A 24,446-nucleotide genomic window follows, 5' to 3' on the forward strand; every position below is an offset into this window, starting at 1 on the left:
CGTGTGAGGGCGAATGGTAGCATCCGGCCTCATGCCGCCCCTGAATCTCGCCCTCGCCCCCCTGCCCTACGAAGCGCGGTTGCAGGCGCGCGACCCGGCGACGATCGACCTGGTGGTGATCCACTGCACCGAGCTGCCCGACCTGGCCACCGCGCGCGAATACGGCGAGCGCGTGCTCTATCCGCAATCCGGCACCGGCAACAGCGGCCACTACTACGTCGACCGCGACGGCAGCGTCTCGCGCTACGTTGCGCCGGAGCGCATCGCCCACCACACCCGCGGCTACAACGAGCGTTCGATCGGCATCGAACTGGTCAACACCGGGCGTTATCCGAACTGGCTGGATTCGCGCCACCAGGCCATGGACGAGGCTTATACGCCGCAGCAGATCGACGCCTTGCAGGCCCTGCTGGCGGCATTGCGCGCGCAACTGCCGTCGCTGCGCCTGATCGCCGGCCACGAAGACCTGGACACGACCGAGGTCGAGGCCAGCGACGACCCGACGCGCCAGGTGCGCCGCAAACTCGACCCCGGCCCGCGCTTTCCGTGGCTGCGAGTGCTCGACGCCTGCGGGCTGCAGCGCCTGCCTTGAGCGCCTGAGCGCAGGCGGCATCGCAGCGTCGCCGCCGCCGATCCGACACGGGGCCCGACAGCGGCCGGCTGATCGTCGGCGTGGTTGACCCGGGGGACAGCCCCTGGCTTGCCCGCCCAAGCCGGCGCCGGCCCTCCGCTATACTGCCGGCTTCGTTTTTAGCAGGTCCGGCCGCATGAGTTCCCCCGTTTCCGAACTGATCGAACTGCTGTCGCTGGAACGGCTGGAAGACAATCTGTTCCGCGGCCAGAGCCGCGATATCGGCACCAAATACGTATTCGGCGGACAGGTGCTCGGCCAGGCCCTGTCGGCCGCGCAGGCGACCCTCGACAGCGCCCGCGATGCGCATTCGCTGCACGCCTATTTCCTCAAGGCCGGCGACATCGAAGCGCCGATCGTCTACCAGGCCGACCGTACCCGCGACGGCGGCAGTTTCTCGGTGCGGCGGGTCACCGCGATCCAGCACGGCCAGCCGATCTTCTTCCTCGCCGCTTCGTTCCAGGAAGCGCAGGAAGGCGGCGAGCACCAGCTGTCGATGCCGGAAGTGCCCAAGCCCGAAGACATCGACCCGGCACCGGCGGTGCCGGCCGAGGTCATGGCGACCTTGCCGACCAAGATCCAGCGCTGGCTGTCGCGGCAGGGGCCGTTCGAGTTCCGCCACGTCTATCCGCGCGACGAGCTCAACCCACCCAAACGCCCGCCGTACCAGCAGGTCTGGTTCCGCCTGAGCGAGCCGGTCGGCGATGCGCCGGAGCTGCATCGCGCCCTGCTCGCCTATGCCTCGGATTTCCACCTGCTCGGCACCGCCACCTTTCCGCACGGCATCAGCTATTACCAGCCGAACGTGCAGATGGCCTCGCTCGATCATGCGTTGTGGTTCCACCGCCCGTTCCGCGCAGACGACTGGCTGTTGTATTCGATCGACAGCCCCAGCGCGCAGGGTGCGCGCGGCCTGGCGCGCGGCCAGATCTTCGACCGCCACGGCCGCCTGGTCGCGAGCAGCGCGCAGGAAGGCCTGATCCGCGTGGTAGCGGATCAGAACAAGGATGCACGCGTGGTAGCGGATCAGAACAAGGATGCGCGCGTGGTAGCGGATCAAAACAAGGACGCACGCGTGATAGCGGATCAGAACAAAGATGCCAGCGCGGTGGGCGACGCCGCCGCGGCCCGTCACGTACCGGCGAAGGACTGACATGAGGCAGGTTTTCAGCAGTCCGCGTCTGGAAAACGTCGAGGGCGTGGCGCAATTGTTGCGCGACGCCGGCATCGAAGTGCGCGTCACCAACGACCGTTCGTACAAGGGCAATCGCCGCTCCAGCTTCAAGTACAGCGAACCGGGCGCCGAACGCCCCGCGGTGTGGGTGGTGCGCTCCAGCGACCAACTGCGCGCGCGCGACCTGCTGCGCGAAGCCGGGCTGATCGACAGCACCCGCGCCGAAGAGCCCAGCCACGCGCCGTTCCGGTTCCAGTCGCGCATCGACCAGACCCGCACGCCCGGGCAGAAGCGCGCCTTCCGCATCAAGATCGGCCTGCTGCTGTGCATCGCCATCGTGTTGGGCCTGGCGATGATCCATAACCTGCGCAACCGCCCGGCCGCCGCGCCGCCGGTGGATGCCGCCGAAGTCGCGCTGCAGAAACACAAGTTCGACGGCAGCGTCGCCACGGTGCCCGATGCGCTGGCCGCCGCGGTGTTCGCCCAGCAATTGGCCGAGGCCGACCAGCCGACCCAATGCCTGCGTATCGACCGCCGCGATGCCCCGCGCAAGCTGCTGACCGCCCTCGCCCGTCCCGGCCTGCGCCTGCTGCCGATGAGCCAATGCGTCGAAATCGCCGACGAGGACCAGGGCAGCCGCGCCCGCGACGGCCAGCCGGCCGAGTTGATCCAGGTCCATGCCTTCCGGCCCAAGACCCTCGACAGCGGCACCATCGAATACACCGCTTATCACCATCGTCAGGCGGCGGTCTACAAGACCCTGGAGGTCAAGCGGGTCGCCGGTAAGTGGACGGTGGTGCGGGTGATCAAGACCGTCCGCGCGATGGGCTGAGGCCGCTCCGGCCAGCCGCCCGGCCGCACCGCCCGAGACCGAATCACCGGGCCGTCGCTGGGCCCTGCGGGCGGCCGCTCGTGGATCTGCGACCGCTGCGGTCACATTTCCGCCGGCGCACCGTCATGGGGGACAGGCATCGCGCGATGCCGCTGCCCGGAGACCCCTCATGTTGGCCCGCCCGATGCCCGCCCCTCGCCCGCCGCACGCCCTGCGGGTGTCGTCCAGGGCGCCGACCTGTCCGTCTCCGCCCCGGAGCGCCGTATGAACGCCGAAGTCCTGTATTCGATCATCGACCACGACCTGCCGGCCGCGGCCGGCGGCGACCGCGCTGCCTACTCGCGCATCGTCTCGGCCTGCCAGAACTCGGTCACCTCGATCGCCCTGGCGATGGTGCGCGACGTGCACGCCAGCGAGGACATCGCCCAGGAGGCCTTCCTCAGCGCCTGGCAGAACATCCGCAAGCTGCAGAACCCGTCGAGCTTCCTGCCCTGGTTGCGCCAGATCACCCGCAACCTGGCCAACGATCATTTGCGCTCGCGCCAGCGCCTGCCGCGCGGTGTCGACGACGTCGAAGCGGCGATCGCCGCCGCGGCCGATCCCGAACCGAGCACGGTCGAACGGCTGATCGAAGCCGAGCGCACCGAAGTCGCCGCCGAACTGATCTCGGCCCTGCCCGACGAAAGCCGCGAAGTGCTGTTGCTGTATTACCGCGAAGGCCAGAGTTCGCAACAGGTCGCAGCCCTGCTGGGCCTCAGCGACGCCGCCGTGCGCAAGCGCCTGTCGCGCGCGCGCAGCACGGTGCGCAGCGAGCTGCTCGACCGTTTCGCCGTGTTCGCCCGCGCCAGCGCGCCCTCGGTCGGTTTCACCACCATGGTCGCCAGCGCGCTCGGCGTGATCGCGCCGGCCGGCACCACCACCGCGGTGGTCGCGGCCAGCTCGATCGGTTCGGGCCTGGCCGGCAAGTTCGGCGCCGGCGGTCTGGGCACCGCCAGCGCTTCCGGTGGCGTGGTCGGCAGCCTGACGATGTTCGTCGTCGAACGGGTGTTGTCTCCGGTGTCGGAAGTCGTGACCGGTGCGCCGCTCGATACGGCATCGATTTCGGCGGCGATCTCGGCCGGAGCCGGTCATTCGCTCGGTGCGTTGATCGGCGGCTTCATCGGCGGCACGGCAGCGACGGCGTTGATGGCCCGCTATCTGCTTTCGTTCGCTGCGACCGCCGAAGAGCGGCGCGGCATCGCCCGCTTGGTGCGTTTGATCTCTATCACCTGCGTCGCGCTCTCCATCCCCTTGCTGATCTCGCTGGAATTCGGCAGCGGCTGGATGCTGCCGATCGCATTGACAGCGCTCATGATCGCGGTATCGCTGTGGCAACTCCTGATCACGATGCCACGCGCGTTGGCACCGAGCTTTGAGCGCATCCGTCGCGAAACCGGTCGCGATCCGCGCCACAGTGCGATGTATCGCTGGGTACTGGGCCCGCCTGCGATCGCCTGGAGCTCCTTGTTGGCGGTGGCGGGAGTCGTGATCGTCTTGCTGGCCGGCGGGCGCTTCGGCTAAACCAACTCCGACCGGAACCGCTGATAAAACGAAAGGGCGCACCGAAGTGCGCCCTTTATTTCTGCGTCCCGCCCGAACCGAGCCGTCCGCTACGTTCAGCGATGCGGCATCGGCTTGAGATCGGCCTTGCTCAGGAAGCCGTCGCGGTCCTCGTCGAGAAAGGCGAAGTTGCGCGCCAGGCGCGGCATCTTCTCTTCGACTTCGAGCTTGCTGAGCTTGCCGTCGCGGTTGAGGTCGGCGGCGGCGAAGTGCTCGTCGAAACGCTTGGCGCGCTCGGCTTCGCGCTTCGGGCGCTCGCTCTCGTGGTAGGCGCGCAATTCGCTGCGCACCAGATAACCGTCGCGGTTGCGGTCGATCTTGGCGAAGGACTCGCCGATGCGCGGCGACTTCGCCGCTTCGGCCGCGCTGATGCGGCCGTCGCCGTCGCTGTCGAGCCCGGCGATGCCGCCGTGGCCGCCATGACCGCCGCCGTGCTCGCGGCCGCCGCGACGCTGCGGGCGTTCGCTGGCGTCGAGCTTGCCGTCGCGGTTCTTGTCGAGACTGTCGAACTTTTCGGCCAGGCGCGGGTGCTTGGCCGCTTCCTCACGCGTGATCACACCGTCCTGATTGGCGTCGATCTTGAGGTGCGCGCGCGGCGTCGCCGTGCCGTCCGGGGGCGAAGCCACGGCCGTACCGGCCAACGCGACCGCGGCGAACAAGGCGGCGTAAAGGGGGGAACGGTTCATGCGTTGACTCCTGCGGTTGGCGCCACGGTGGCGCCGATGACCGGATCAACGCCCCCGGCCCGGGGCGGTTGACAAGCCTCCGTCTCGGTTCAGTGGCAAGACAGCGACCGGACCCCATGCGCAGCACACGGATGCAGCGCTATGCTGGCCGCCATGGGCACGCAACCGCAGCCGGACAGCGACGACCTCCGCCTGTTCCACACCGGCGAGCACGCCTGCGGCTATTGGCCCGAGCGGGTCGCCCGCGACCTCGTCCTGGACCCGCGCGACCCGCGCCTGCGCGACTGGTACCCGCATGCGCTGGGCTGGGGTTTCCGCCGCTCCGGCGACATCGTCTACCGGCCGCATTGCAGCGGCTGCCGGGCCTGCGTCGCGGTGCGCATCCCGGTCGAGCAGTTCGTGCCCGACCGTAGCCAGCGCCGCTGTTTGGCGCGCAATGCGCAGGTCGAGATGCGCGTGCATCCGGCCGAACGCAACGAGGAACAGCTCGACCTCTACAAGCGCTACCTCGCCTCGCGCCACGCCGGCGGCGGCATGGACGGCCACGGCGCGATCGAGTTCGACCAATTCCTGATCGGCAGTTGGAGCGAAAACCGCTTCCTGGAGTTACGCGAGCCCGCGCCGCGCGGCCATGGGCGCCTGCTCGCGGTCGCCGTCACCGACGTGGTCGATAACGCCTTGTCGGCGGTCTACACCTTCTACGACCCCGACCTGGCCGACCGCAGCCTCGGCACCCTGGCGATCCTGCGCCAGATCGAATGGGCCCGACGCGAACGCCGCAGCCATCTCTATCTCGGTTATTGGATCGCCGGGCATCCGAAGATGGACTACAAGCGCCGTTTTCGTCCGTTGGAGGCCTTCGATGGTCGCGATTGGCGGGTTTTTACACATTTGTAACACTCGTCTCGTTCAGGTCGTGTATTTCGTAGCCCGGTCGTAACCAACGACGTGCGGGAACGGCGCCGCTCAAGGCATGGCAATGAAGCCGCCACCCATTCAACTTACCGCCACATGGAGTCCGCAATGAAATTGAACACCCTGTTCCTGGCTGCCGCGATCACCCTCGCGCTGGCCGCCTGCAACAAGCCCGCCGACAAGCCCGCCGACGCCGCTCCGGCCGCCGACGCGCCGGCCGCCACCGCGCCGGCCGATGCCGCCGCTCCGGCTGCGACCGATCCGGCTGCCGCACCGGCCGCTGCTGTCGTCGACAGCGTCGGCGTGCCCGAGTGCGACGATTACCTCAACAAGATCTCGGCCTGCTTGACCGAGAAGGTGCCGGAAGCCCAGCGCGCCGCGTTCCAGACCGGCATCGATACGAGCCGCAGCGCCTGGAAGCAGGCCGCCGGCACGCCGGAAGGCAAGGCCAGCCTGGCCACCGCGTGCAAGACCGCGCTCGACCAGAGCAAGGCTCAGTACGCCGCGTTCGGCTGCACCCTGTAACACTTAGCGAACACCTAGCGAACACCTCGCAACACGCTCTTCGTTTCGACACGACGCCCCGGTTCGCCGGGGCGTCGTTGTTTGCGCCCCTGGCCGATGCATTCGATGCGCGGATGGCGACCGCGAGGCCCCGCGATTCCGCCAGGGCCTGTCACGATGCCGCGGCGAGGCCATGCCATCATGCGCGCATGCTTCGATTCCCTGCCTCCCGACTTCCCTTCCACGCTGGCGCCGCCCTTGCCGCGCTGCTCATGACGGCCTGCACCCAGGTGAACGTACACGGCGATCCCAAGGCCTGGGTCCGCGACCAGGCAGACGCGTCGGCCGCTGCGCCCTTGCGCGTGGCGACCTACAACACCTCGCTCTACGACGACGCCGACGGCGGCCTGATCCGCCGCCTCGAAGCCGGCGACGGCAATGCGCGCAAGATCGCCGCGGTGCTGCAACGGGTGCGTCCGGACCTGGTGTTGCTCAACGAATTCGACTACGACGCGCAGCAGCGCGCGGCCGACCTGTTCCAACGCGATTACCTCGAAGTGGCGCAGGACGGCGGCGGTGCGGCGCTGCGTTATCCCTATCGCTATCTGGCCCCGGTCAACACCGGCGTGCCCAGCGGCCTGGACCTCGACGGCGACGGGCTCACAGGCGACGTCCAGCGCGGCGACCGCGCGCGCGGCAACGACGCCTGGGGCTACGGCATGCATCCCGGCCAATACGGCATGCTGGTGCTGTCGCGCTATCCGATCGACGCCGCCGCGGTGCGCAGCTTCCAGACTTTCAAGTGGAGCGCCCTGCCCGGTGCGCGCCAACCGCGTCATCCCGGCACCGGCAAGCCCTGGTATTCGGCGACGGCGTGGCCGCAGATGCGGCTGTCGTCGAAGTCGCACTGGGACGTGCCGGTCCGCACGCCGCTCGGCGTGTTGCATCTGCTCGCCGCGCATCCGACGCCGCCAGTGTTCGATGGCCCCGAGGATCGCAACGGCGCGCGCAACCACGACGAAATCAAACTGTGGGCGCGTTACCTCGACGGCGGCACGCCGGCCTGGCTGTGCGACGACCAGGGCCGTTGCGGCGGCCTCGCCGAGGATGCGCGCTTCGTCATCGTCGGCGACATGAACGCCGACCCGGTCGACGGCGACGGCGTGCCGGGCTCGATCAAGCAACTGCTGGAACATCCGCGGGTCGACGCGAGCCAGGTGCCGCGCAGCGAAGGCGCGGTCGAACGCGCGAAGTTCTACGGCTTTCCGCGCAAGGGCGACATCGCCGAACACACCGGCGACTTCGGTCCCAAGGCCGGTACCCTGCGCCTGGACTACGCCCTGCCTTCGCGCGGCTGGAGCGTGCGCGGCACCGGCGTGTTCTGGCCGAAGCCGGGCACGGCAGATGCCAAGATTTCCGAGGCCAGCGACCACCATCTGGTGTGGGTGGATCTGGCGAATTGAAGCTGGCGGATTGAAGCTGGTGGATTGAAGCCGGCGATGGAGAACGAATCGATGGACCGTCGCTATCTCAAGCGCATGGAGGCTTACTGGACTCGCGTCGGACGCCGGCTCCCTCGGTCTTTCGGCGAATTCGCCGACAGCGATTTTTTCGATTTATGGCACACCCATGCCGATTGGCGGAGCCGCGGCAACCGTTCGCTGTCAGACCGGATGCGCGTGGCCGAATTGACCTACCGCCTGCTGCTCGACCTCGAGGCGTTCGCGCGGAGTCGGCCGTTCCCTGTGCAGTGCTGGGCCACGCTATGCGGGGACACCGGCAGCAATGCGGTGTACCTGCATTCCGCCAATCCGAACGGCGTGCCGTTCCCGTATGACTTCGATGGAATCGAATGGGAGGCGCGGCCTCCGCCCGAAGCAGCGTCGATCGATTGCGCAGCGACCCACAAGATAGGCCGGCTCCGCTATCCGAACGCGACCGTGCACATCATCCAACTACGCGATTGAAGCGATAAGGCATCGTCATCCCCGCGAAGGCGGAGATGACAGCTGCAGGTGCATGAGCGGCTAGATACCCAGGCGACCGACTTCAGAGACTCAAGCCGTAGCGTGAAACTCCCGGATCACCTCGATCGTCCCGACGATGTGATCGTTCAGTTGCTCCAGTTCCTCGGCCGGCACCCACCATTCGGTGTGGTGCTCGCCGCCGACCTTCTGCAGCGGATAGCGCGCCATGAAGTCGGCGCGCACCCGGAACCGGGTCACCGCACCGTAGCCGCTGTCCTTGACGTTCCAGCGCTCGGCGATCTCGGCAGCGTAGCGCTCGTTGCTGACCGGGTAGAAGATCGGCTGCTCCGGCAACCGCGGCGGCCAACGCTTGAAGCCGCTCTTGCGCAGCAATGCGAGTTCTTCGGGCCCGACCGGACGATACAAGGTGATGGTGTCGCTCTTGCTCATGGCTGACCTCCTGTCGGCGCCATGCTCGGCACCCGATCTTGGCTGCTGTGCGAATTCACGAGCGCATGTATCCGGACGCGGCGTTCGCGCGATTACTCCGGCTTGTCCTTCGCCGTCACCGGCGGCGGCGCGTCGGGCACCGCCGGGGCGGGCTCGGGCACGGTGACCGGCACCGGGGCGACCGGCGCGGCCTCGGCCGCGATGCTCGGGGCCGGCGCGGTGCGCACCACGCGCGGGCCGAAACCGAACGCGCCTTCGCCGTGCGCGGAAACGATCATGCGCACCATGTTGCCGGGCACCATCAGCTCCAGCGACAGGTCGCGGCCGTCGGAACCGCGGCCTTCGAGAGTCATCTCGATGAACGCACCGCCGGTGTCGATTTCGCGGCACAGCACGTGCGCGCCGGCCGGGCCGTCGAGCAGGTAGGGGCGGATGGCTTCGCCGAGCGCTTCGAGCGCCTGCGGGAAGAAAAATACGGCGTAGCCCTGTGACTCGTTCATGGCGCTCCCGTGAAAACGCGGTGCTGCGGTGGTGAGATGGCGAAACCGCGCCGATCCGATCATCGTGATCGCGCGCGGCGATCAGCGCAATTCAACCTGCAGTTGCGCGGCGGCCTCGCGCGCCTTCGCGCGCGCATCGTCGACGTCCTGGCCGAGCGCGAGCGTCACCGCGACCCGGCGCTGGCCTTCGACCCGCGGCTTGCCGAACAGGCGCAACTGGGTATCGACCTGGCCCAGGGCGGCGTCGACGCCGGAGAACACCGGCACACCGTGGCCTTGCGCGAGCACCGCGCACGAGGCCGACGCGCCGAACTCGCGGATGGTCGGGATCGGCAGGCCGAGGATCGCACGCGCATGCAGGGCGAACTCGCTGAGGTCCTGCGAGATCAAGGTGACCAGCCCGGTGTCGTGCGGGCGCGGCGAGACCTCGCTGAACCATACCGCGTCGCCCTTGACGAACAACTCGACACCGAACACGCCGTAACCGCCGAGGTCGTCGGTGATGGTGCGCGCGATTTCCTGCGCGCGTGCCAGCGCCACCGGCGCCATCGCCTGCGGCTGCCAGCTTTCGCGGTAGTCGCCATCGCGCTGCAGGTGGCCGATCGGTGCGCAGAAGGTGGTGCCGGCGGCGTGGCGCACGGTCAACAAAGTGATTTCGTATTCGAAGTCGATGAAACCTTCGACGATGACGCGGCCGGCACCGGCGCGGCCGCCGGTCTGGGCGTAGTCCCAGGCGGCGTCGACGGCGTCGGCGCTGCGCACCAGGCTCTGGCCCTTGCCCGAGGACGACATCACCGGCTTGATCACGCACGGCAGGCCGAGTTCGGCGACCGCGGCGCGATAGTCCTCGACGGTGTCGACGAAACGGTAGGGCGAAGTCGACAGTTGCAGGGTCTCCGCGGCCAGGCGGCGAATGCCTTCGCGGTCCATGGTCAGGCGTGCCGCGCGTGCGGTCGGGATGATCCGGGTGTCGCTGCCGCGCGCGGCGAATTCCTGCTCCAGTTCGACCAGGGTCTGGGTATGGATGGCCTCGATTTCCGGCACGATCAGTTGCGGCCGCTCGGCCGCGATCAAGTCGCGGATGGCCTGGCCGTCGAGCATGTCGAGGACGTGGCTGCGATGGGCGACCTGCATCGCCGGCGCGTTGGCGTAACGGTCGGCCGCGATCACCTCGACCCCGAACCGCTGCAGCTCGATCGCCACTTCCTTGCCGAGCTCGCCCGAACCGAGCAGGAGCACGCGGAAAGCGTGCGGGGACAGCGGCGTGCCGAGCGTGGTCATGCGGAATCCTCGTAAAACCATGGGGTGGATGAGCCTAGTCTAACTTTCCGCGCGATAGCCGCGGCGCCGGACTATGGCGGCGCGCATCGCCCATGCGATGCTGTGGCCATGCCCTTCGCCCGTCCTCGGCCCGCGTCGCGCGCCGTCGCCCCCGCACCGCAGTCCAGCCACGCCCGCCGCCCTCGCGCGGCGCGGCGGCTGGCGCTGCTGCTTGCGGCGACGCTGCTCGCGGCCTGCTCGGGCGAGCCCGAGGCGCCCGCGCACGGCAGCAGCCAGGTGGCCGGGATGATGCTCGACCCGCAGTTGTCGGAGATCAGCGGCTTGGCGGCCTCGCGCCGCCATCCCGGCGTGCTGTGGATGCACGACGACGGCGGCAACCCCGAGCGCCTGTTCGCGGTCGCCGACAACGGCGACCGCTTGGCGACCCTACGCATCGAAGGCGTCACCAAGACCGACTGGGAAGACATCGCCGCGTTCGAACTCGACGGCCGCCAATACCTGCTGATCGCCGACACCGGCGACAACGGCGGCCTGCGCCGCAGCCTGCAACTGCATGTGATCGAAGAGCCGGCCAAGATCGAAAACGCGCGGCTCAAGCCGGCCTGGTCGATCGCCTTCCGTTGGCCCGACGGCGCCCGCGATTGCGAAGCGGTCGCGGTCGACATCGCGCGCAAGCAAGTCCTGCTGATTTCCAAGAAGCGCCAGCCGCCGGAACTGTTCTCGCTGCCGCTGATGCCGGCCGGTAACGCCCTGCAGACTGCGACCCGGCTCGGCGGCCTGGCCGGCATCCCCGAGCCCGATGCGCAGTTGCGCCGCAACAACCCGACCCGGGCCAAGCTGCAGAGCCAGGTCACCGCCGCCGACATTTCCCCCGACGGCAACACCCTGGCGGTGATGACCTACCGCTACCTGCTGCTGTACCCGCTCCAGCCGCGCCAGAGCTGGGCCCAGGCCGTCGCCGCCCAGCCCCGGGTCAGCGACCTGCCCTGGCTGCCGCAGGCCGAAGCCCTGGGCTGGTCCGCCGACGGCCGCAGCCTCTACGCCACCGGCGAATTCATCCCGGCGCCGCTGTACCGAATCACGCCCTGAGGGGGTTGGCGTTGCGCTGCCGCTGCCTGCCGGGGTGAGGCGCGACCTGTTGGCGATCGCCCCCTGGCGCAACATCGCCGGCGTCACGCTTCCCGACGATCGGTCGCCCGGATCTGATATCAATCTGATATCAATGTATTCAGACAACGACCGAGCCGACGCCATGAAAGAGAACCCCACCCAATCCCTCTCCGGCATACCGGTCCTGCTGGGCAGCCTCGGCCTCGGCGCGGTCGGCGCCTACGTCTTCCTCGGCGGCCTCACCAGCGAAAACGGGACCAGCGTAATTCTCTCGATCCTGATCGGCGCCCTCGCCTTCTTCGGCCTGTCGGGCCTGTACAAGATCGAGCCCAACCAGGCCGCGGTGCTGAGCCTGTTCGGCAAGTACATCGGCACGGTCAAGGACAACGGCTTGCGCTGGAACAACCCGCTCTACGCCAAGCGCAAGGTCAGCCAGCGCGTGCGCAACTTCGAAAGCGGCAAGCTCAAGGTCAACGAGCTCGACGGCAGCCCGATCGAAATCGCCGCGGTGATCGTCTGGCAGGTAGTGGATTCGGCCGAAGCGGTCTACAACGTCGACGACTACGAAACCTTCGTGCACATCCAGTCCGAGTCGGCGCTGCGCGCGATGGCCACCAGCTACCCCTACGACCAGCACGAAGACGGCCAGTTGTCGCTGCGCAGCCATGCCGCCGAGATATCGCTGCACCTCCAGCAAGAGTTGCAGGACCGACTCGCCGACGCCGGCGTCAACGTGATCGACGCGCGCATCAGCCACCTCGCCTACGCGCCCGAGATCGCCCACGCCATGCTGCAGCGCCAACAGGCCAACGCGGTGATCGCCGCGCGCACGCGGATCGTCGCCGGCGCCGTCGGCATGGTCGAAATGGCCCTGGCCGAGCTGCAGAAGAACGGCGTCGTGCAACTGGACGAAGAGCGCAAGGCGCACATGGTCAGCAACCTGTTGGTGGTGCTGTGCGGCGACCGCGGCGCACAGCCGATCGTCAACGCCGGCAGCTTGTACTGAGCGGGCTTCGATGACGATCCACGACTACCTCGTCCCCATCGCGATGGCGGTCAGCGCCGCGCCGATCCTGGTTTCGGCGGTGCTGGTCGCACGCGGCAACCTGCGCCTGATCAACGGCCTGGACGCCTCGCGCCTGCCCGACCCGGCCCGCACCGCGGCGAAATTGGCCCGCCTGCTGGCGACGACCGGCGTGGCCATGCTGCTCGGCGGCGCCGGCTTCTACTGGGCCGGCGCCAACGAAGGCCGCATCGCCGTGGTCGTAGTGTCCCTGCTGCTCGCGGTCAACGGCCTCGCCGTCGCCCTGATCCTGGCGATCAGCGCCGCGCGCCGCAGCTATCGCGACCGCCCCGGCGGCGATGAACGGACGCGCCGACGGTGAGCGAAAAAAAGGCCTATCCGCTGCGCATCAACGCCGAGGTGCTCGCCGCCGTGCAGCGCTGGGCCGACGACGAGTTGCGTTCGCTCAACGCCCAGATCGAATATGTCCTGCGCGACGCCTTGCGCAAGAATGGCCGGCTGGCGCGCCAGGACACCCCGACTCCCGAGGAAGACCCATGACCCAGAAGTGGAAACATCAAGTCGTCGAGCTGACCTATCAATTGTTCGAGTCGCCGATGCGGCAGCGCATCCAGGAAGAACTCGACACCCGCGGCGAACAGGGTTGGGAGCTGGTATCGGTCGAACACGACCCGAGCATTCTCGGCACCCGCCTGTATTTCAAGCAGCCGGCTTGATGCGGGCTCCGGCATGACGATGGATGCGTCCGTCGCGCCGTCCGCAAACGTGGCGCGACGCGCCCTCGCCGGCTAATCTGAGCGCATGCGCGGCCACGGCCACCTCCTGATCAATACGCCCGAGATCGAACTCTGGCCGGGCGGCCTGTTGCGCGCACGCAGCAACCACGACGCGCGCGCGCTGTCGCGTGCGCGGCACGTGCTGCGGCGCAAGCGCGACGGCCGTTTCCTCGCCGCCGACCTGCCCGAAGGCCTGTTGCCGCTGGTCCCGCGGCTGATCCACGAAGACGGCATCGACCTCGCCCTGGATGCGCTCGACACCATCGTCGAATACCGCCGCGAGGGACTGTTGCGGATCGGCGAACTGCCGCTGGACCGGATCGAAGAGCGCCTGTTCGCACTCGGGTTGGACTGCGACGGCTACGAAGCGCGCACCGGCCTGGCTCTGATCGCCGAACCTGACCGCCTCGCCTACGCCGGCGTCGACCGCTTCCGCAGGCCGCTGTGGCTGCATCCCGGCGCCGCACGCGCCTGGACTCATCTGCATCAGGCCGCCCTGCGCGACGGCGTCGTCCTCGATGCCATCTCCGGCTATCGCAGCCATCATTACCAACTCGGCATTTTCGAGCGCAAACTCGCGCGCGGCCTGCGCGTCGACGAGATCCTCACCGTCAACGCCGCGCCGGGCTACAGCGAACACCACAGCGGCCTCGCCCTCGACATCGGCACGCCCGGCGAACCGCCGGCCGAAGAATCCTTCGAACACACCCCCGCCTTCGCCTGGCTGCACGCCAACGCCGGTGGCTACGGCTATGTCATGAGCTATCCGCGCAATAACCCGCACGGCATCGTTTACGAGCCGTGGCACTGGCGTTACCAACCGCCTTCTTTCTAAGCGTCGTAGCGCCCCCGACGGCCTGAGCGCCGCTCAATCCTGCGAGCGGTTGGTCCTGGGCTTGGCGACTTCGGAAAAATCCGCGATCCGCCACAGGTACAGGCTGGCGTAACTGCGATACGGCCCCCAGCGTTCGCCGAGTTCGGCCAAGGCCTTCGGCGGCGGCATTTCGTCGAGCTTGTCGACACGCTGCGCGCCCTTGCGGATGCCCAGGTCGTCGATCGGCAGGATGTCGGGACGGCCGAGGCGGAACATCAGCATCATCTCGACCGTCCAGCGGCCGATGCCGCGGATCGGCACGAGCGCGGCGATGATCGCGTCGTTGTCCATCGTCGCCATGCGCCGCAGATCGGGGATTTCGCCGCGCGACTCGCGCGCCGACAGATCGCGCAGCGCCAGCAGCTTGTTGCCGGACACGCCGCAAGCGCGCAGCGCCGCGTCGTCGCAACGGCCGAGGGTGTCGTAATGCAAGCGGTCGCTGTCGATCGCCGCTTCGACCCGGCCGACGATGGTCGAGGCGGCCTTGCCGCTGAGCTGCTGGAACAGGATCGCCCGCGCCAGCGCATCGACCGGGTCGAAGCGCTGGCGCCAACGCGGATCGGTCGGGATCGGCCCGTTCTCCAGCCGATCGACCTTCTTCATCCATGCGCCGAGCTTGCGATCGCGCTTGCTCAGATAAGCGTGCGCGGCTTCGGCGTCGAACCCCCGGACATGTCGCGGCATCTCAACGCCTCAACGCATCGGCGGCGTAGACCAGCCACGCCAGGATCATCAGGCTGCCGCCGTAAGGCAGCAGACGGGTCGAAGCGCCGAAGAAATACGCCGCTGCCAGCCCGCCGGAAAACACCAACACACCGACCAGCAAGGCCGACAGCGCGACCCGCGCGAGCAAACCCCGAGCGAGCGGCGCCAGTGCGGCCAAGGCCACCCCATGACCGAACGCGAACACCGCCGCCGTCTGCAAGCGCGACTGCGCGGTCGGGTCGGCGACATGCGCGGCATACGCCGACAAGGCCACCGCCAAAGCGGCGAGCACCGCGCCGCCCGCGGCGAGCGCACGCGCCCCTCCGGATGCGGATGCCGATGAAGAAAGTTCGCGCGAGGAAGAATTCATGGGTTCGGGAACCTCAGTGCCGGGCGACAGACGCCAAGCCTGCGCCGCCGGACGAGCACGATAGCAGCCGAGCCTGATGGTGGCGCGGGCGTGGCTGTGCGGATGTTGCGATTGGGGTGCTGGGGTCTTAGGAGATGGGTTCGGCCGTGCTGAGTCGGCTGGGTTCGCATCCGATGCGGGGCTGTTGCTGTTGTCGTTGCTGTTGTCGTTGCTGTTGTCGTTGCTGTTGCTGTTGCTGTTGTCGTTGTCGTTGTCGTTGTCGTTGTCGTTGTCGTTGTTGAGATTTTGATCTGCTTTGTCGCTTTGCCGGTCAATTGAAGACCCGTAGGGCGGCCCGCAGGGATGCGGGCCGTGCGCAAGCAGGCCATGGATGGCCTGTATGGAGCATCCCTGCGTCGGCATCGATCGTGCGGGCTTGTGCCCTTGCAAGGAGAGCCCTTTTCTTTGGTTACCTTTGACCGAAGGAACTCCCTGTGGGACTTTTGGGCTTAGCAAAAGAAAGTAACCCGGCCGCGTCAGCGGGCGGAAGCTTTGCTCTTGCTTGAAGGCTGCGCCGCAGGCCGACAGGGCGTGGTCGCGACTTGCGTCGCTCCTACCCTGGCTCCAGCCAGAAACGACGAGGCTGAGGCGTCGTGGTCGCAGCTTCTAAGGGTAGGAGCGGCGCAAGCCGCGACCGCGCTGCGTCGGTCTCGCAGCGCCTCGCTCAAGCAAGATCTAGATCCAGATCAAACGCCAAGAGCTTCCGCCACTAAAGCGGCGGGTTACTTTCTTTTGTCTAAAGCAACAAAAGAAAGCTAACCAAAGAAGTTGCTTTGTTTTGAATCACAGGCCCGCATGAGCGGTGCACCCGCAGGGATCTACATACGGGACATCCCTGTCCCGATGAAAAACGGCGCGCATCCCTGCGCGCCGCCCTTCGGGTCTTCTATGGCCTTCGCTAGTGCGCGACGGCGCACAGCAACAGCAAAAGCAACGGCAAACGGCAGCGGCAGCGGCAGCGGCAGCGGACGATCTTGAGGCGACACGTCTACGAAAGATGCAGCGCTACCTGAGATTCGCAGTCCCGACTTGTGACAGCGGCAAACTCCCTGGGGGACGAGGCTCCTAGCCCGGCGACAATTTCCGCCTTCGATGAATGACGAAGGTGTTGCGGGCTCTGTGCGTCCCTGGGTCGCGGCTTGTGACCGGAGGAAATCCCTGTGGGACGCCGCTCCTCCCCCTAAGGCCAAGGCCCTGGCAGATAAACGCCCACAAAAAAACGCGCCGCGGAAGCCGCGGCGCGTTTTCGTCGATCGCGGGTCCGCCGCAGCGGACACCGTGCTCGGTATTACTTGATCGGCCAGTACACGTCGAACTGACCCAGGGCCGGGTCGAAGCTCTGGTCGATGCCGGCCTTCCAGGCTTCGTACGGACGCTCGGTCGTGGTGTAACCGCGGGTCAGCGCCCAGGCGCGGACGGCGTCGCGGACCGGAGCCAGCGCGGCCATGTTGTGGCCGCCGCTCGAAGCGACGACGACCTTGCTGGCCGGCAGCAGCTCGGCCTTGACCGGGTTGCCTGCGCCTTCGATCTTGACGTCGAGCTTGCTCGCTTCGGTGCTGGTGTCGCCGATCTTGCGCACCACCTGCACCACGTCGAACGAATAGGTCTCGCTGCCGAACTCGTTGGTCACCACGCGGATCGGACCGACCGCTTCGAGGCCGTTGGCGGCGATGACCTTCTTGATCCATTCCATGTTGGAGTGGATCTGCGACTTGATCTTCTCGTTGTCGCGCGCGACCGCGGCGGTCACGCTGAGCACGTTCTCGGCCGGACGGTCGAGGACCTTCGGCGCATTGGCCGGGTCGGCTTCGGACAGCTTCGAATAGTCGTAGTTCGGGACGGTCGCCAGCATGTTGCTCAGGCGCGCCAGACCCATCTTGATGTCTTCGCCGACGTTGCTGCTGACGTACATGCCGGAGTAACGGCCGAGCAGGTTCCAGCCGTAGTCGACGTCGTAGGTCTGGGTGATCTCGACGTTGCGGTTGTTCTTGCCGGTCGGACGCAGCTTGAACTCGGTGCGCTTGTTGTCGCCGCGCTCCTCGTTGACGATCTTGTAGCCGACCGACTTGCCCGGCTCGCTGCTGACGATTTCCCAGCTGCCCTTGCCCAGGCCGCGTTCCTTGGACGAGTACTCCAGGCGGGCACCCACGCCCTCATCCTTGCCGGTCAGCTTGACCTCCATGGCCGGGTCGCGCAGCACCAGCGGGTTCCAATCCTTGAAGCGACGCACGCTGTTCAACGTGTCGAACACGATGGTCAGCTTGCGGTTGGTCTCAACCGAGTGCGACAGATGGCGGCTCGACGGCAAAACCACGCCGACAACCAGAAACAGCACGGCGACGATCGCCAGTGAAATCAAAATCTCGATCAGACGGGTCATTCAGGTTCTCCAGGGCCGGGCCCGGATCGGGCCGGGGCGCAGACCCACAATCGTAGCAAGATAAATCCCGGCAAGGGCAGCCATCACAGGCAAGAAAATCGATGAGCCGCATCCTGCACCGCGCCCGGCACCGGACCGAGGCCGCGCCGCACCCGGCAATGCGCGGCGAAAAGCCTGGAAACAGTCGGCTTTTCGCCGCCAAGCCGCCACATTCGCGTGGGTATGCCCCAGCCCTCACCGGCATGCCGATGCGCAACTGCAGTCAATCGCACAGCACACCAACGCGCCGGCCGGGACCGGCACGGCGCGCGTCGATCGCGCCGAATGCCCGCGCGCGCAGTGTTCTGCGCGGGGCCTCGGCGCCGAGGCTCAGACCAACTGCAGCTCGAAGGCCTTGAGCACCGCGCGGGTGCGGTCGCGCACGCCGAGCTTCGACAGAATGTTGGAGACGTGGTTCTTGATCGTGCCTTCGGCCACGCCCAGCGAGTTGGCGATCTCCTTGTTGGAAAAGCCGCCGGCCATCAGGCGCAGGATCTCGGTCTCGCGCTCGGTCAGCGGGTCGGGCCGGTCCAGGCTGACGAAATCGTTGCGCATGTGTTCCAGGCCCGACAGCAGCCGCTGGGTTACCGCCGGCTGAACCAGCGAACCGCCGTCGGCCACGGCCTGGATCGCGCCGACCAGTTGCTCCAGCGATACGTCCTTGAGCAGATAGCCCTTGGCGCCGGCCTTGAGCCCGGCCAGGACCAGTTGGTCGTCGTCGAAGGTGGTCAGGATGATGGTCGGCGGCAGATAGCCCGAACGGGCCAAGGCCTGCAGCGCCTCCAGGCCCGACATCACCGGCATGCGCATGTCCATCAGGACCACGTCAGGGCGCACGGTCGGAATGATCTCGACGGCCTGGCGGCCGTCGCCGGCTTCGGCCACGACCTCGATGCCCTCGGCCAGGGCCAGCAGGGAGCGCACGCCCTGGCGGACCAGGGTCTGGTCGTCGACCAGCAGGACGCGGATGGGGTTGGGAATCATGTCAAAGCTCCTTCGCGGGCCATGGCGGCCGCGGTGGCGGGCAGAGTCAGTTGCAGGCAGAAGCCGGCATCCGCACGGGTTTCGATTCGAAGCTGGCCGCCGTACTGCTGCAGGCGCTCGCGCATGCCGCGCAGGCCGTTGCCGGTGACCAGGTGATCGGCGCCGCGACCGTCGTCGCGCGCGCTCATGACGATGTCGTCGCCGCTGCGGCGCACGTCGATCCACAGATGCTGTGCGCCGGCATGGCGCACGGTGTTGGTGACGATCTCCTGGGTGCAACGCAACAGCACGTGGGCGCGCTCCGGGTCGTCGAGGGTGAGCGGCGTCTCGATGTCCATGCGGATATCCAGCGCCGGTACGTTTTCGGCCAGCGGGCGCAGGGCCAGGGCCAGGTCGATGGCGCCGTTCTCGCGCAACTGGCTCACCGCTTCGCGCACGTCGGTCAGCAGCAGCCTGGCCAGAGTATGCGCCTGCTGGACGTGCTCCTTGACCCGCCCCTCGGAGAGGTGGCCGGCGACTTCCAGGTTCAGGCTCAGCGCGGTCAGGTGATGGCCGAGCAGGTCGTGCAGCTCGCGCGAGATGCGGGTGCGCTCGTTGATGCGCGCGCTCTCGGCCAGCAGGGCGCGGGTCGCGCGCAGTTCGGCGTTGAGCCGGCGCTGGTCTTCGCGCGCCTGGGTCTGCTGCTTGGCGACCAGGGCGGTCAGGAACACGAAACCGGAAAACCCGGTGTACAGCAGCGATTGCAGCACCGCGATCAACGGCGGCATCTGCACCGCCTCGATGAACACCGGGATGATGACCAGGTTGAGGACCATCAGCCCGATCACGCCGATCCGCAGCGGCACCATCCACGGCAGCAGCCCCGCCAGGACCATCAGCAGGACGCTGCCCAGGCCGGAGGCGGAGTAATAGCTGATGCCGATCGCGCAGCCGCCGAGCACCAGCAGCTGCAGGTAGTCCAGCAGGCCTGAACGACGCTCGCCCAGCGACCGGGTGATCCACCAGTACACCACCCCGAAGGTCAGGTAGACCGCCAACCAGCGCAGGACCAGCACGTAGTACGGGTGCTCGCCGCTGCCGGGCAGCGAGGTCACGGCCTCCGGTTCCAGCCACGCGGTGATCAGCCAGCAGCCGGCCATGCCCCAGGTGAACAGCCCGGCGAAACGCATTAATTGGGTATGGGTCAGGCGGGCCAGCATGAATGCATGCTAACGGTATGGGGGACCCGCCGGAGCCGTCCAGAAGTCATGCACTTGGCGTTCGCCCCGGGACCGACCGCCATGCGATAATCGGGACGCCGACACGGAACGCGTGCCGGCTTTTGAATACTTGGAGCGTGGAATGTCGATCGTTGTCCGCGACGTGCGAGAGCACGAGCTGGATTCCGTCCTTGCCCTCAACAATGCCGCCGGGCCCGCAATCCTGCCGCTGGATGCGGCCCGACTGCGTCATTTTTTCGACACCGCCGAATATTTCCGCGTCGCCGAACGTGACGGCACCCTGGCCGGATTCCTGATCGGCATTGGTGCCCGCAGCGACCACGACAGCAGCAATTTCCGCTGGTTTCGCGAGCGTTATCCGGATTTCTTCTATATCGACCGTATTGTCGTCGCCAGCAGGCGCCGTGGCGGCGGTGTCGGCCGCGCTTTCTACGCCGACGCCCAGAGCTACGCCGAACTGCGCTATCCCCAGCTGGCCTGCGAGGTCTTCCTCGAAGGCGGCAACGACCCGGCGCTGCTGTTCCACGGCAGCTTCGGCTTCCGCGAGGTCGGCCAGCACGTCATGGAAGAGGCCGGCGTGCGCGCGGCCATGCTCATGAAACCCCTGTGCAGCTATGCCTGGGTCCGCGAGACCTACGGCGACGCCCTGCCCGAGGTCAGCTGGCTGGCCCGTCCACGGGTACCGGTCCAGCACGGTCAGCTCGCCGCCCAGGCGCCGCGCCCGACCGGGACCGGCCTGTGAACGTGGCCGTGGATTACGAACAGGCCGGCGAACTCAAGATCGGCCAGGTCGGCATCGCCAACCTGCGCATCCGCACCCTCGACGTCGAACGCCTGGTCGAGGAGATGCGCAGCCGGGTCCAGCGCGCCCCGAACATGTTCGGCCGGGCCGCGGTGGTGATCGATTTCGGCGGTCTCAGCCAGACCCCGGACACCGGCACCGCCCAGGCCCTGCTCGACGGCCTGCGCGCCGCCGGCGTGCTGCCGGTGGCCCTGGCCTACGGCACCAACGAGACCGATCGCCTGGCCCAGGCCCTGGGCCTGCCGCTGCTGGCCAAGTTCCGCGCCTCCTACGAGCGCGCCGACGGCGCGGCCCCGGAAGCCGCCCCACCGCCACCGCGCCGCGAGGCCCCGGCGGCCGCTCCGGCCCCCGAACCCGCCCGCTCGCGCGCGGCCGCCACGGCGCCTGCCGCCCCGGCCGCCTCGGTGGGCATGATCCAGTCCGCCCCGGTGCGCTCGGGCCAGCAGATCTACGCCGACAACCGCGACCTGACCGTGCTGACCACGGTCGGCGCCGGTGCGGAAGTGATCGCCGACGGCTCGGTCCACATCTACGGCCCGCTGCGCGGTCGCGCGCTGGCCGGCGCACAGGGCAACGAAAAAGCCCGCATCTTCTGTCGCGAGTTCCATGCCGAACTCGTCGCGATCGCGGGCCATTACAAGGTGCTTGAAGACATCCCGAAGGAACTGCGCGGCAAGGCCGTGCAGATCTGGCTGGAAGACGAACAAATCAAAATTGCGGCTCTGGATTGAAGCCGCACCATTGGAGGAACGAGTTTTGACCGAAATCATCGTAGTCACTTCGGGCAAGGGCGGTGTCGGCAAGACCACCACCAGCGCCAGCCTTTCCTGCGGGCTCGCCCGTCGCGGCCACAAGGTCGCCGTGATCGACTTCGACGTCGGCCTGCGCAATCTCGACCTGATCATGGGCTGCGAACGCCGCGTCGTTTACGACTTCGTCAACGTCGTCAACGGCGAAGCCAACCTCAAGCAGGCGTTGATCAAGGACAAGCGTTTCGACAACCTCTACATCCTGGCCGCGTCGCAGACCCGCGACAAAGACGCGCTGACCAAGGAAGGCGTGCAGAAGGTCCTCGAGGACATCACCGCCGAAGGCTTCGACTACATCGTCTGCGACTCCCCAGCCGGTATCGAGAAGGGCGCCTTCCTGGCGATGTACTTCGCCGACCAGGCGGTGGTCGTGGTCAACCCGGAAGTCTCCTCGGTGCGCGACTCCGACCGCATCCTGGGACTGCTGTCGTCCAAGACCCGCCGCGCCGAGAACGGCGAGCGGGTCAAGGAACACCTGCTGCTGACCCGTTACAGCCCCAAGCGCGTGGAAGGCGGCGAGATGCTCAGCATCGGCGACGTCGAAGAAATCCTCGGCCTCAAGACCATCGGCGTGATCCCGGAATCCGGCGACGTGCTCAATGCCTCCAACAAGGGCGAGCCGGTGATCCTGGAAACCGAATCCGACGCCGCCCAGGCCTACGACGACGCCGTCGCCCGCCTGCTCGGCGACACCCGACCGATGCGCTTCACGCAAGTGGAAAAGAAGGGCTTCTTCAGCAAGATCTTCGGAGGCTGAGCTTATGGGTCTGTTCGACTTCCTGCTGGCCAAGAAGCAGACCGCATCGGTCGCCAAGGACCGTTTGCGGATCATCGTCGCCCACGAGCGTGCCGGCCGGGGCGGCCCCGACTATCTGCCGATGCTGCAGCGCGAATTGCTCGAGGTGATCCGCAAGTACGTCAACGTCGACGCCGAATCGGTCAAGGTCGACCTGATCGGCGATGGCGACAACAAGGTCCTCGACATCTCGGTCGCCCTGCCGGAAAACCCGGCTCAGGCCTGAGCCCACGCGACGCGGCCGGCCTCCCGGCCGCGGACTTGCCGACGCGCTCTGCAGGACGGCGCAAGCCGACCCTGCCGGGCCGCGAATCCGGCCCGCCATCGCCGCATAACCGCAGCGAGATGCATGCCCGACGGATGCCCCCGGTCGCGCCGGCACGAGCCGCGTCGCGCCCGCCCGCCGCCACTGCCCCCGCAGCTACTCGTTCCTCGCTACTCGCTGCTAGTTACTCGCCACTCGTACTGGCGGCAATCGGCAAAGTTCCGAGCGCCCCCCTCCCAAAGCGTTCCGCCCCATGCTGACCCTGTCCCATCTCGCCTTCGACGACGTCGCCACCCTGCTCGCGCGCTACGACCTGCGCCTGCAGCGCGTCGACGACGGCGAGCCGATTCCGGGCAGCTACTGGGGCGACACCGAAGCCGGCCTGATCGGCAGCACCGTGTACGCCCGCGGCGACACCCCGCTGCATTCCCTGCTGCACGAAGCCGCGCACCTGATCGTCCTGCCGCCCGAGCGCCGCGCCGAGGTCCACACCGACGCCACCGACTCGATCCAGGAAGAGGACGCCGTGTGCGTGCTGCAATGCCTGCTCGGCGACGCCATTCCCGGCGCCAGCCGCGAACGCATCTTCGAAGACATGGACGCCTGGGGCTACAGCTTCCGCCTGGGCTCGGCGCGCGCCTACGTCGAGCAGGACGCCGAAAGCTCGTGGCAATGGCTGGCCGAGCGCGGATTGGTGCGGCTGCCGGAGCGGGTGTTAGCGGTGTAACGGCCGCGGCATCGTCTAGGCGTGCCGTCGGCACGTTTTCTCGCGAGCCTTGCGGCCTCGGTATGGCCTCCGGGCGCCATATCCACAGTCCCCTGTGGGAGCGACATCAGTCGCGACCGCGCCGCCTCAATCACGCGCCGCCGACGTCCGCAGCCCAGGGTAGGAGCGACGCAAGTCGCGACCGCGCCACATCGACCTCGCGGCGTTGCCAACCGCAGCCTCCTGTAGGAGCGACGTCCCACAGGGATTTCCTGCGGTCATAAGTCGCGACCGCGCTCTCGCGGCCTCCGGCGCAGCCTTCAAGCAAGAGCAAAGCTTCCGTCCGCTGACGCGGCCGGGTTACTTTCTTTTGCTGGCCCAAAAGTCCCACAGGGAGTTCCTTCGGTCAAAGCTAACCAAAGGGAGGCCTTCCTTGACGGAGCTCCCCTGCGAGTACACAGCTTGCGCCGGGATTTTTCGATAAGACATGCCTGTCCTATCGAAAAACGGCGCACGTCCTGTGCGCCGCCCTACGGGTCTTCGGTTGCATCGCGAGTTCGGTACTTCGCCAAGCAACCGCAACGGCAATGGTCGTTGCTGCTCTTGGGTAGGAGCGGCGCAAGCCGCGACCACGCAACCCCGATCGCCCGCGCTGGTAGCCGCAGATTCGCGGTCGCGGCTTGCGCCGTTCCTACCCCAACGCCCCAAACGAGCCGACGCAGCGGTTGCTGTTGCTGTGCGCAGCCGAGCACTAGCGAAGGCAATCGAAGACCCGGAGGGCGGCGCGTAGGGATGCGCGCCGTTTTTCATCGGGACAGGGATGTCCCGTATGTAGATCCCTGCGTATGCACCGCTCGTGCGGGCTGGTGATTCAAAACAATGCAACTTCTTTGGTTAGGCGGTCTCTAAGCTTAAGTGCATCACCCACCGAAGGGTTCTGCACATGGGCCACCACTACACCCACCTGAGTCCCGAAGAGCGCGGCGCCATCATGGCCTGGGTCCGCCA

The 24,446-nt window shown here is 67.5% G+C and carries 26 protein-coding genes and 2 pseudogenes; 19 read left to right on the forward strand and 9 right to left on the reverse strand.

Annotated features, from left to right (window positions below):
• The first annotated feature begins 31 nt into the window (after positions 1 to 31).
• The 4 genes and pseudogenes from ACTOWK_RS15985 to ACTOWK_RS16000 all read left to right on the forward strand — a co-directional run.
• Positions 32 to 592 (forward strand): N-acetylmuramoyl-L-alanine amidase, encoded by a 561-nt coding sequence (locus ACTOWK_RS15985; RefSeq protein WP_441331107.1) that lies wholly within the window; start codon positions 32 to 34, stop codon positions 590 to 592.
• A gap of 175 nt (positions 593 to 767) precedes the next feature.
• A pseudogene (gene tesB, locus ACTOWK_RS15990) lies at positions 768 to 1,655 on the forward strand (acyl-CoA thioesterase II); the annotation flags it as partial.
• Between the two features lie 130 nt (positions 1,656 to 1,785).
• Positions 1,786 to 2,637, forward strand: coding sequence for a hypothetical protein (locus tag ACTOWK_RS15995; RefSeq protein ID WP_441331108.1), 852 nt, complete (start codon positions 1,786 to 1,788; stop codon positions 2,635 to 2,637).
• A 264-nt stretch (positions 2,638 to 2,901) separates the two neighbouring features.
• A pseudogene (locus tag ACTOWK_RS16000) lies at positions 2,902 to 3,672 on the forward strand (RNA polymerase sigma factor); the annotation flags it as partial.
• A 620-nt stretch (positions 3,673 to 4,292) separates the two neighbouring features.
• On the opposite strand, the gene ACTOWK_RS16005 reads toward ACTOWK_RS16000, so the two are convergent.
• The gene (locus ACTOWK_RS16005; RefSeq protein WP_441331109.1) at positions 4,293 to 4,922 is read right to left on the reverse strand and encodes an EF-hand domain-containing protein; all 630 of its coding nucleotides are present in this window, start codon (positions 4,920 to 4,922) and stop codon (positions 4,293 to 4,295) included.
• A 141-nt stretch (positions 4,923 to 5,063) separates the two neighbouring features.
• Between ACTOWK_RS16005 and ACTOWK_RS16010 the strand changes: the two genes are divergently transcribed.
• From ACTOWK_RS16010 to ACTOWK_RS16025, 4 genes are all read left to right on the forward strand, one after another.
• Entirely contained in the window at positions 5,064 to 5,819 is a 756-nt protein-coding gene (locus ACTOWK_RS16010; RefSeq protein ID WP_441331110.1) for an arginyltransferase, read from the forward strand.
• 126 nt (positions 5,820 to 5,945) lie between these two features.
• Complete coding sequence (locus tag ACTOWK_RS16015; RefSeq protein ID WP_441331111.1) at positions 5,946 to 6,362, forward strand: hypothetical protein; 417 nt, start codon at positions 5,946 to 5,948, stop codon at positions 6,360 to 6,362.
• 188 nt (positions 6,363 to 6,550) lie between these two features.
• Positions 6,551 to 7,804 (forward strand): endonuclease/exonuclease/phosphatase family protein, encoded by a 1,254-nt coding sequence (locus tag ACTOWK_RS16020; RefSeq protein WP_441331112.1) that lies wholly within the window; start codon positions 6,551 to 6,553, stop codon positions 7,802 to 7,804.
• Between the two features lie 51 nt (positions 7,805 to 7,855).
• A complete protein-coding gene (locus tag ACTOWK_RS16025; RefSeq protein WP_441331113.1) occupies positions 7,856 to 8,308 on the forward strand; it encodes a hypothetical protein in 453 nt (150 codons plus the stop codon).
• Positions 8,309 to 8,398: 90 nt separating this feature from the next.
• On the opposite strand, the gene ACTOWK_RS16030 is transcribed toward ACTOWK_RS16025, so the two are convergent.
• From ACTOWK_RS16030 to purT, 3 genes are all read right to left on the reverse strand, one after another.
• The gene (locus ACTOWK_RS16030; protein ID WP_441331114.1) at positions 8,399 to 8,758 is read right to left on the reverse strand and encodes an ADP-ribosylation/crystallin J1; all 360 of its coding nucleotides are present in this window, start codon (positions 8,756 to 8,758) and stop codon (positions 8,399 to 8,401) included.
• A gap of 92 nt (positions 8,759 to 8,850) precedes the next feature.
• Positions 8,851 to 9,258, reverse strand: a complete 408-nt coding sequence (locus ACTOWK_RS16035; protein ID WP_441331115.1) for a hypothetical protein — start codon at positions 9,256 to 9,258, stop codon at positions 8,851 to 8,853.
• Positions 9,259 to 9,339: 81 nt separating this feature from the next.
• A complete protein-coding gene (gene purT, locus ACTOWK_RS16040; protein WP_441331116.1) occupies positions 9,340 to 10,539 on the reverse strand; it encodes a formate-dependent phosphoribosylglycinamide formyltransferase in 1,200 nt (399 codons plus the stop codon).
• A 108-nt stretch (positions 10,540 to 10,647) separates the two neighbouring features.
• On the opposite strand from purT, the gene ACTOWK_RS16045 reads away from it, so the two are divergent.
• The 6 genes from ACTOWK_RS16045 (at position 10,648) to ACTOWK_RS16070 (ending at position 14,284) form a co-directional block, all read left to right on the forward strand.
• The gene (locus ACTOWK_RS16045) at positions 10,648 to 11,628 is read left to right on the forward strand and encodes a hypothetical protein (RefSeq protein ID WP_441331117.1); all 981 of its coding nucleotides are present in this window, start codon (positions 10,648 to 10,650) and stop codon (positions 11,626 to 11,628) included.
• Between the two features lie 163 nt (positions 11,629 to 11,791).
• Positions 11,792 to 12,655 carry an SPFH domain-containing protein gene (locus tag ACTOWK_RS16050; RefSeq protein ID WP_441331118.1) on the forward strand — a complete coding sequence of 288 codons (864 nt, stop codon included), beginning with the start codon at positions 11,792 to 11,794 and terminating at the stop codon, positions 12,653 to 12,655.
• A 10-nt stretch (positions 12,656 to 12,665) separates the two neighbouring features.
• Entirely contained in the window at positions 12,666 to 13,034 is a 369-nt protein-coding gene (locus ACTOWK_RS16055; RefSeq protein ID WP_441331119.1) for a hypothetical protein, read from the forward strand.
• Positions 13,031 to 13,213, forward strand: coding sequence for an Arc family DNA-binding protein (locus ACTOWK_RS16060; RefSeq protein ID WP_441331120.1), 183 nt, complete (start codon positions 13,031 to 13,033; stop codon positions 13,211 to 13,213). The genes ACTOWK_RS16055 and ACTOWK_RS16060 overlap by 4 nt, the downstream gene beginning before the upstream one ends.
• The gene (locus tag ACTOWK_RS16065) at positions 13,210 to 13,389 is read left to right on the forward strand and encodes a hypothetical protein (protein WP_057918687.1); all 180 of its coding nucleotides are present in this window, start codon (positions 13,210 to 13,212) and stop codon (positions 13,387 to 13,389) included. Before ACTOWK_RS16060 ends, ACTOWK_RS16065 begins: the two co-directional genes overlap by 4 nt.
• Positions 13,390 to 13,474: 85 nt before the next feature.
• Positions 13,475 to 14,284, forward strand: a complete 810-nt coding sequence (locus ACTOWK_RS16070; protein ID WP_441331121.1) for a M15 family metallopeptidase — start codon at positions 13,475 to 13,477, stop codon at positions 14,282 to 14,284.
• Positions 14,285 to 14,317: 33 nt separating this feature from the next.
• On the opposite strand, the gene ACTOWK_RS16075 is transcribed toward ACTOWK_RS16070, so the two are convergent.
• The 5 genes from ACTOWK_RS16075 to ACTOWK_RS16095 form a co-directional block, all read right to left on the reverse strand.
• A complete protein-coding gene (locus ACTOWK_RS16075) occupies positions 14,318 to 15,007 on the reverse strand; it encodes a DNA-3-methyladenine glycosylase family protein (protein WP_441331122.1) in 690 nt (229 codons plus the stop codon).
• Between the two features lies 1 nt (position 15,008).
• A complete protein-coding gene (locus ACTOWK_RS16080; protein WP_441331123.1) occupies positions 15,009 to 15,398 on the reverse strand; it encodes a DUF423 domain-containing protein in 390 nt (129 codons plus the stop codon).
• 1,327 nt (positions 15,399 to 16,725) lie between these two features.
• Positions 16,726 to 17,817, reverse strand: coding sequence for an SRPBCC family protein (locus ACTOWK_RS16085; protein ID WP_441331124.1), 1,092 nt, complete (start codon positions 17,815 to 17,817; stop codon positions 16,726 to 16,728).
• Positions 17,818 to 18,186: 369 nt separating this feature from the next.
• Positions 18,187 to 18,840, reverse strand: coding sequence for a response regulator (locus ACTOWK_RS16090; RefSeq protein WP_031374136.1), 654 nt, complete (start codon positions 18,838 to 18,840; stop codon positions 18,187 to 18,189).
• Positions 18,837 to 20,039, reverse strand: coding sequence for a sensor histidine kinase (locus ACTOWK_RS16095; protein WP_441331125.1), 1,203 nt, complete (start codon positions 20,037 to 20,039; stop codon positions 18,837 to 18,839). Before ACTOWK_RS16095 ends, ACTOWK_RS16090 begins: the two co-directional genes overlap by 4 nt.
• Before the next feature lie 142 nt (positions 20,040 to 20,181).
• Between ACTOWK_RS16095 and ACTOWK_RS16100 the strand changes: the two genes are divergently transcribed.
• The 5 genes from ACTOWK_RS16100 to ACTOWK_RS16120 all read left to right on the forward strand — a co-directional run bounded on the left by ACTOWK_RS16100 (position 20,182) and on the right by ACTOWK_RS16120 (position 23,459).
• Positions 20,182 to 20,802 (forward strand): GNAT family N-acetyltransferase, encoded by a 621-nt coding sequence (locus tag ACTOWK_RS16100; RefSeq protein WP_441331126.1) that lies wholly within the window; start codon positions 20,182 to 20,184, stop codon positions 20,800 to 20,802.
• 2 nt (positions 20,803 to 20,804) lie between these two features.
• Entirely contained in the window at positions 20,805 to 21,593 is a 789-nt protein-coding gene (gene minC, locus ACTOWK_RS16105) for a septum site-determining protein MinC (protein ID WP_441331133.1), read from the forward strand.
• A gap of 25 nt (positions 21,594 to 21,618) precedes the next feature.
• Positions 21,619 to 22,428, forward strand: a complete 810-nt coding sequence (minD, locus tag ACTOWK_RS16110; protein ID WP_441331127.1) for a septum site-determining protein MinD — start codon at positions 21,619 to 21,621, stop codon at positions 22,426 to 22,428.
• 4 nt (positions 22,429 to 22,432) lie between these two features.
• Complete coding sequence (minE, locus tag ACTOWK_RS16115) at positions 22,433 to 22,693, forward strand: cell division topological specificity factor MinE (RefSeq protein ID WP_441331128.1); 261 nt, start codon at positions 22,433 to 22,435, stop codon at positions 22,691 to 22,693.
• Positions 22,694 to 22,985: 292 nt separating this feature from the next.
• On the forward strand, positions 22,986 to 23,459 hold the full coding sequence (locus ACTOWK_RS16120) for a hypothetical protein (RefSeq protein ID WP_441331129.1): 474 nt from the start codon (positions 22,986 to 22,988) through the stop codon (positions 23,457 to 23,459).
• The last annotated feature ends 987 nt before the right edge of the window (positions 23,460 to 24,446 follow it).

Origin of the sequence: Lysobacter sp. CA196 (assembly GCF_052078695.1) — a bacterium.
In the GTDB taxonomy this organism is placed as follows: Bacteria; Pseudomonadota; Gammaproteobacteria; order Xanthomonadales; family Xanthomonadaceae; genus Lysobacter.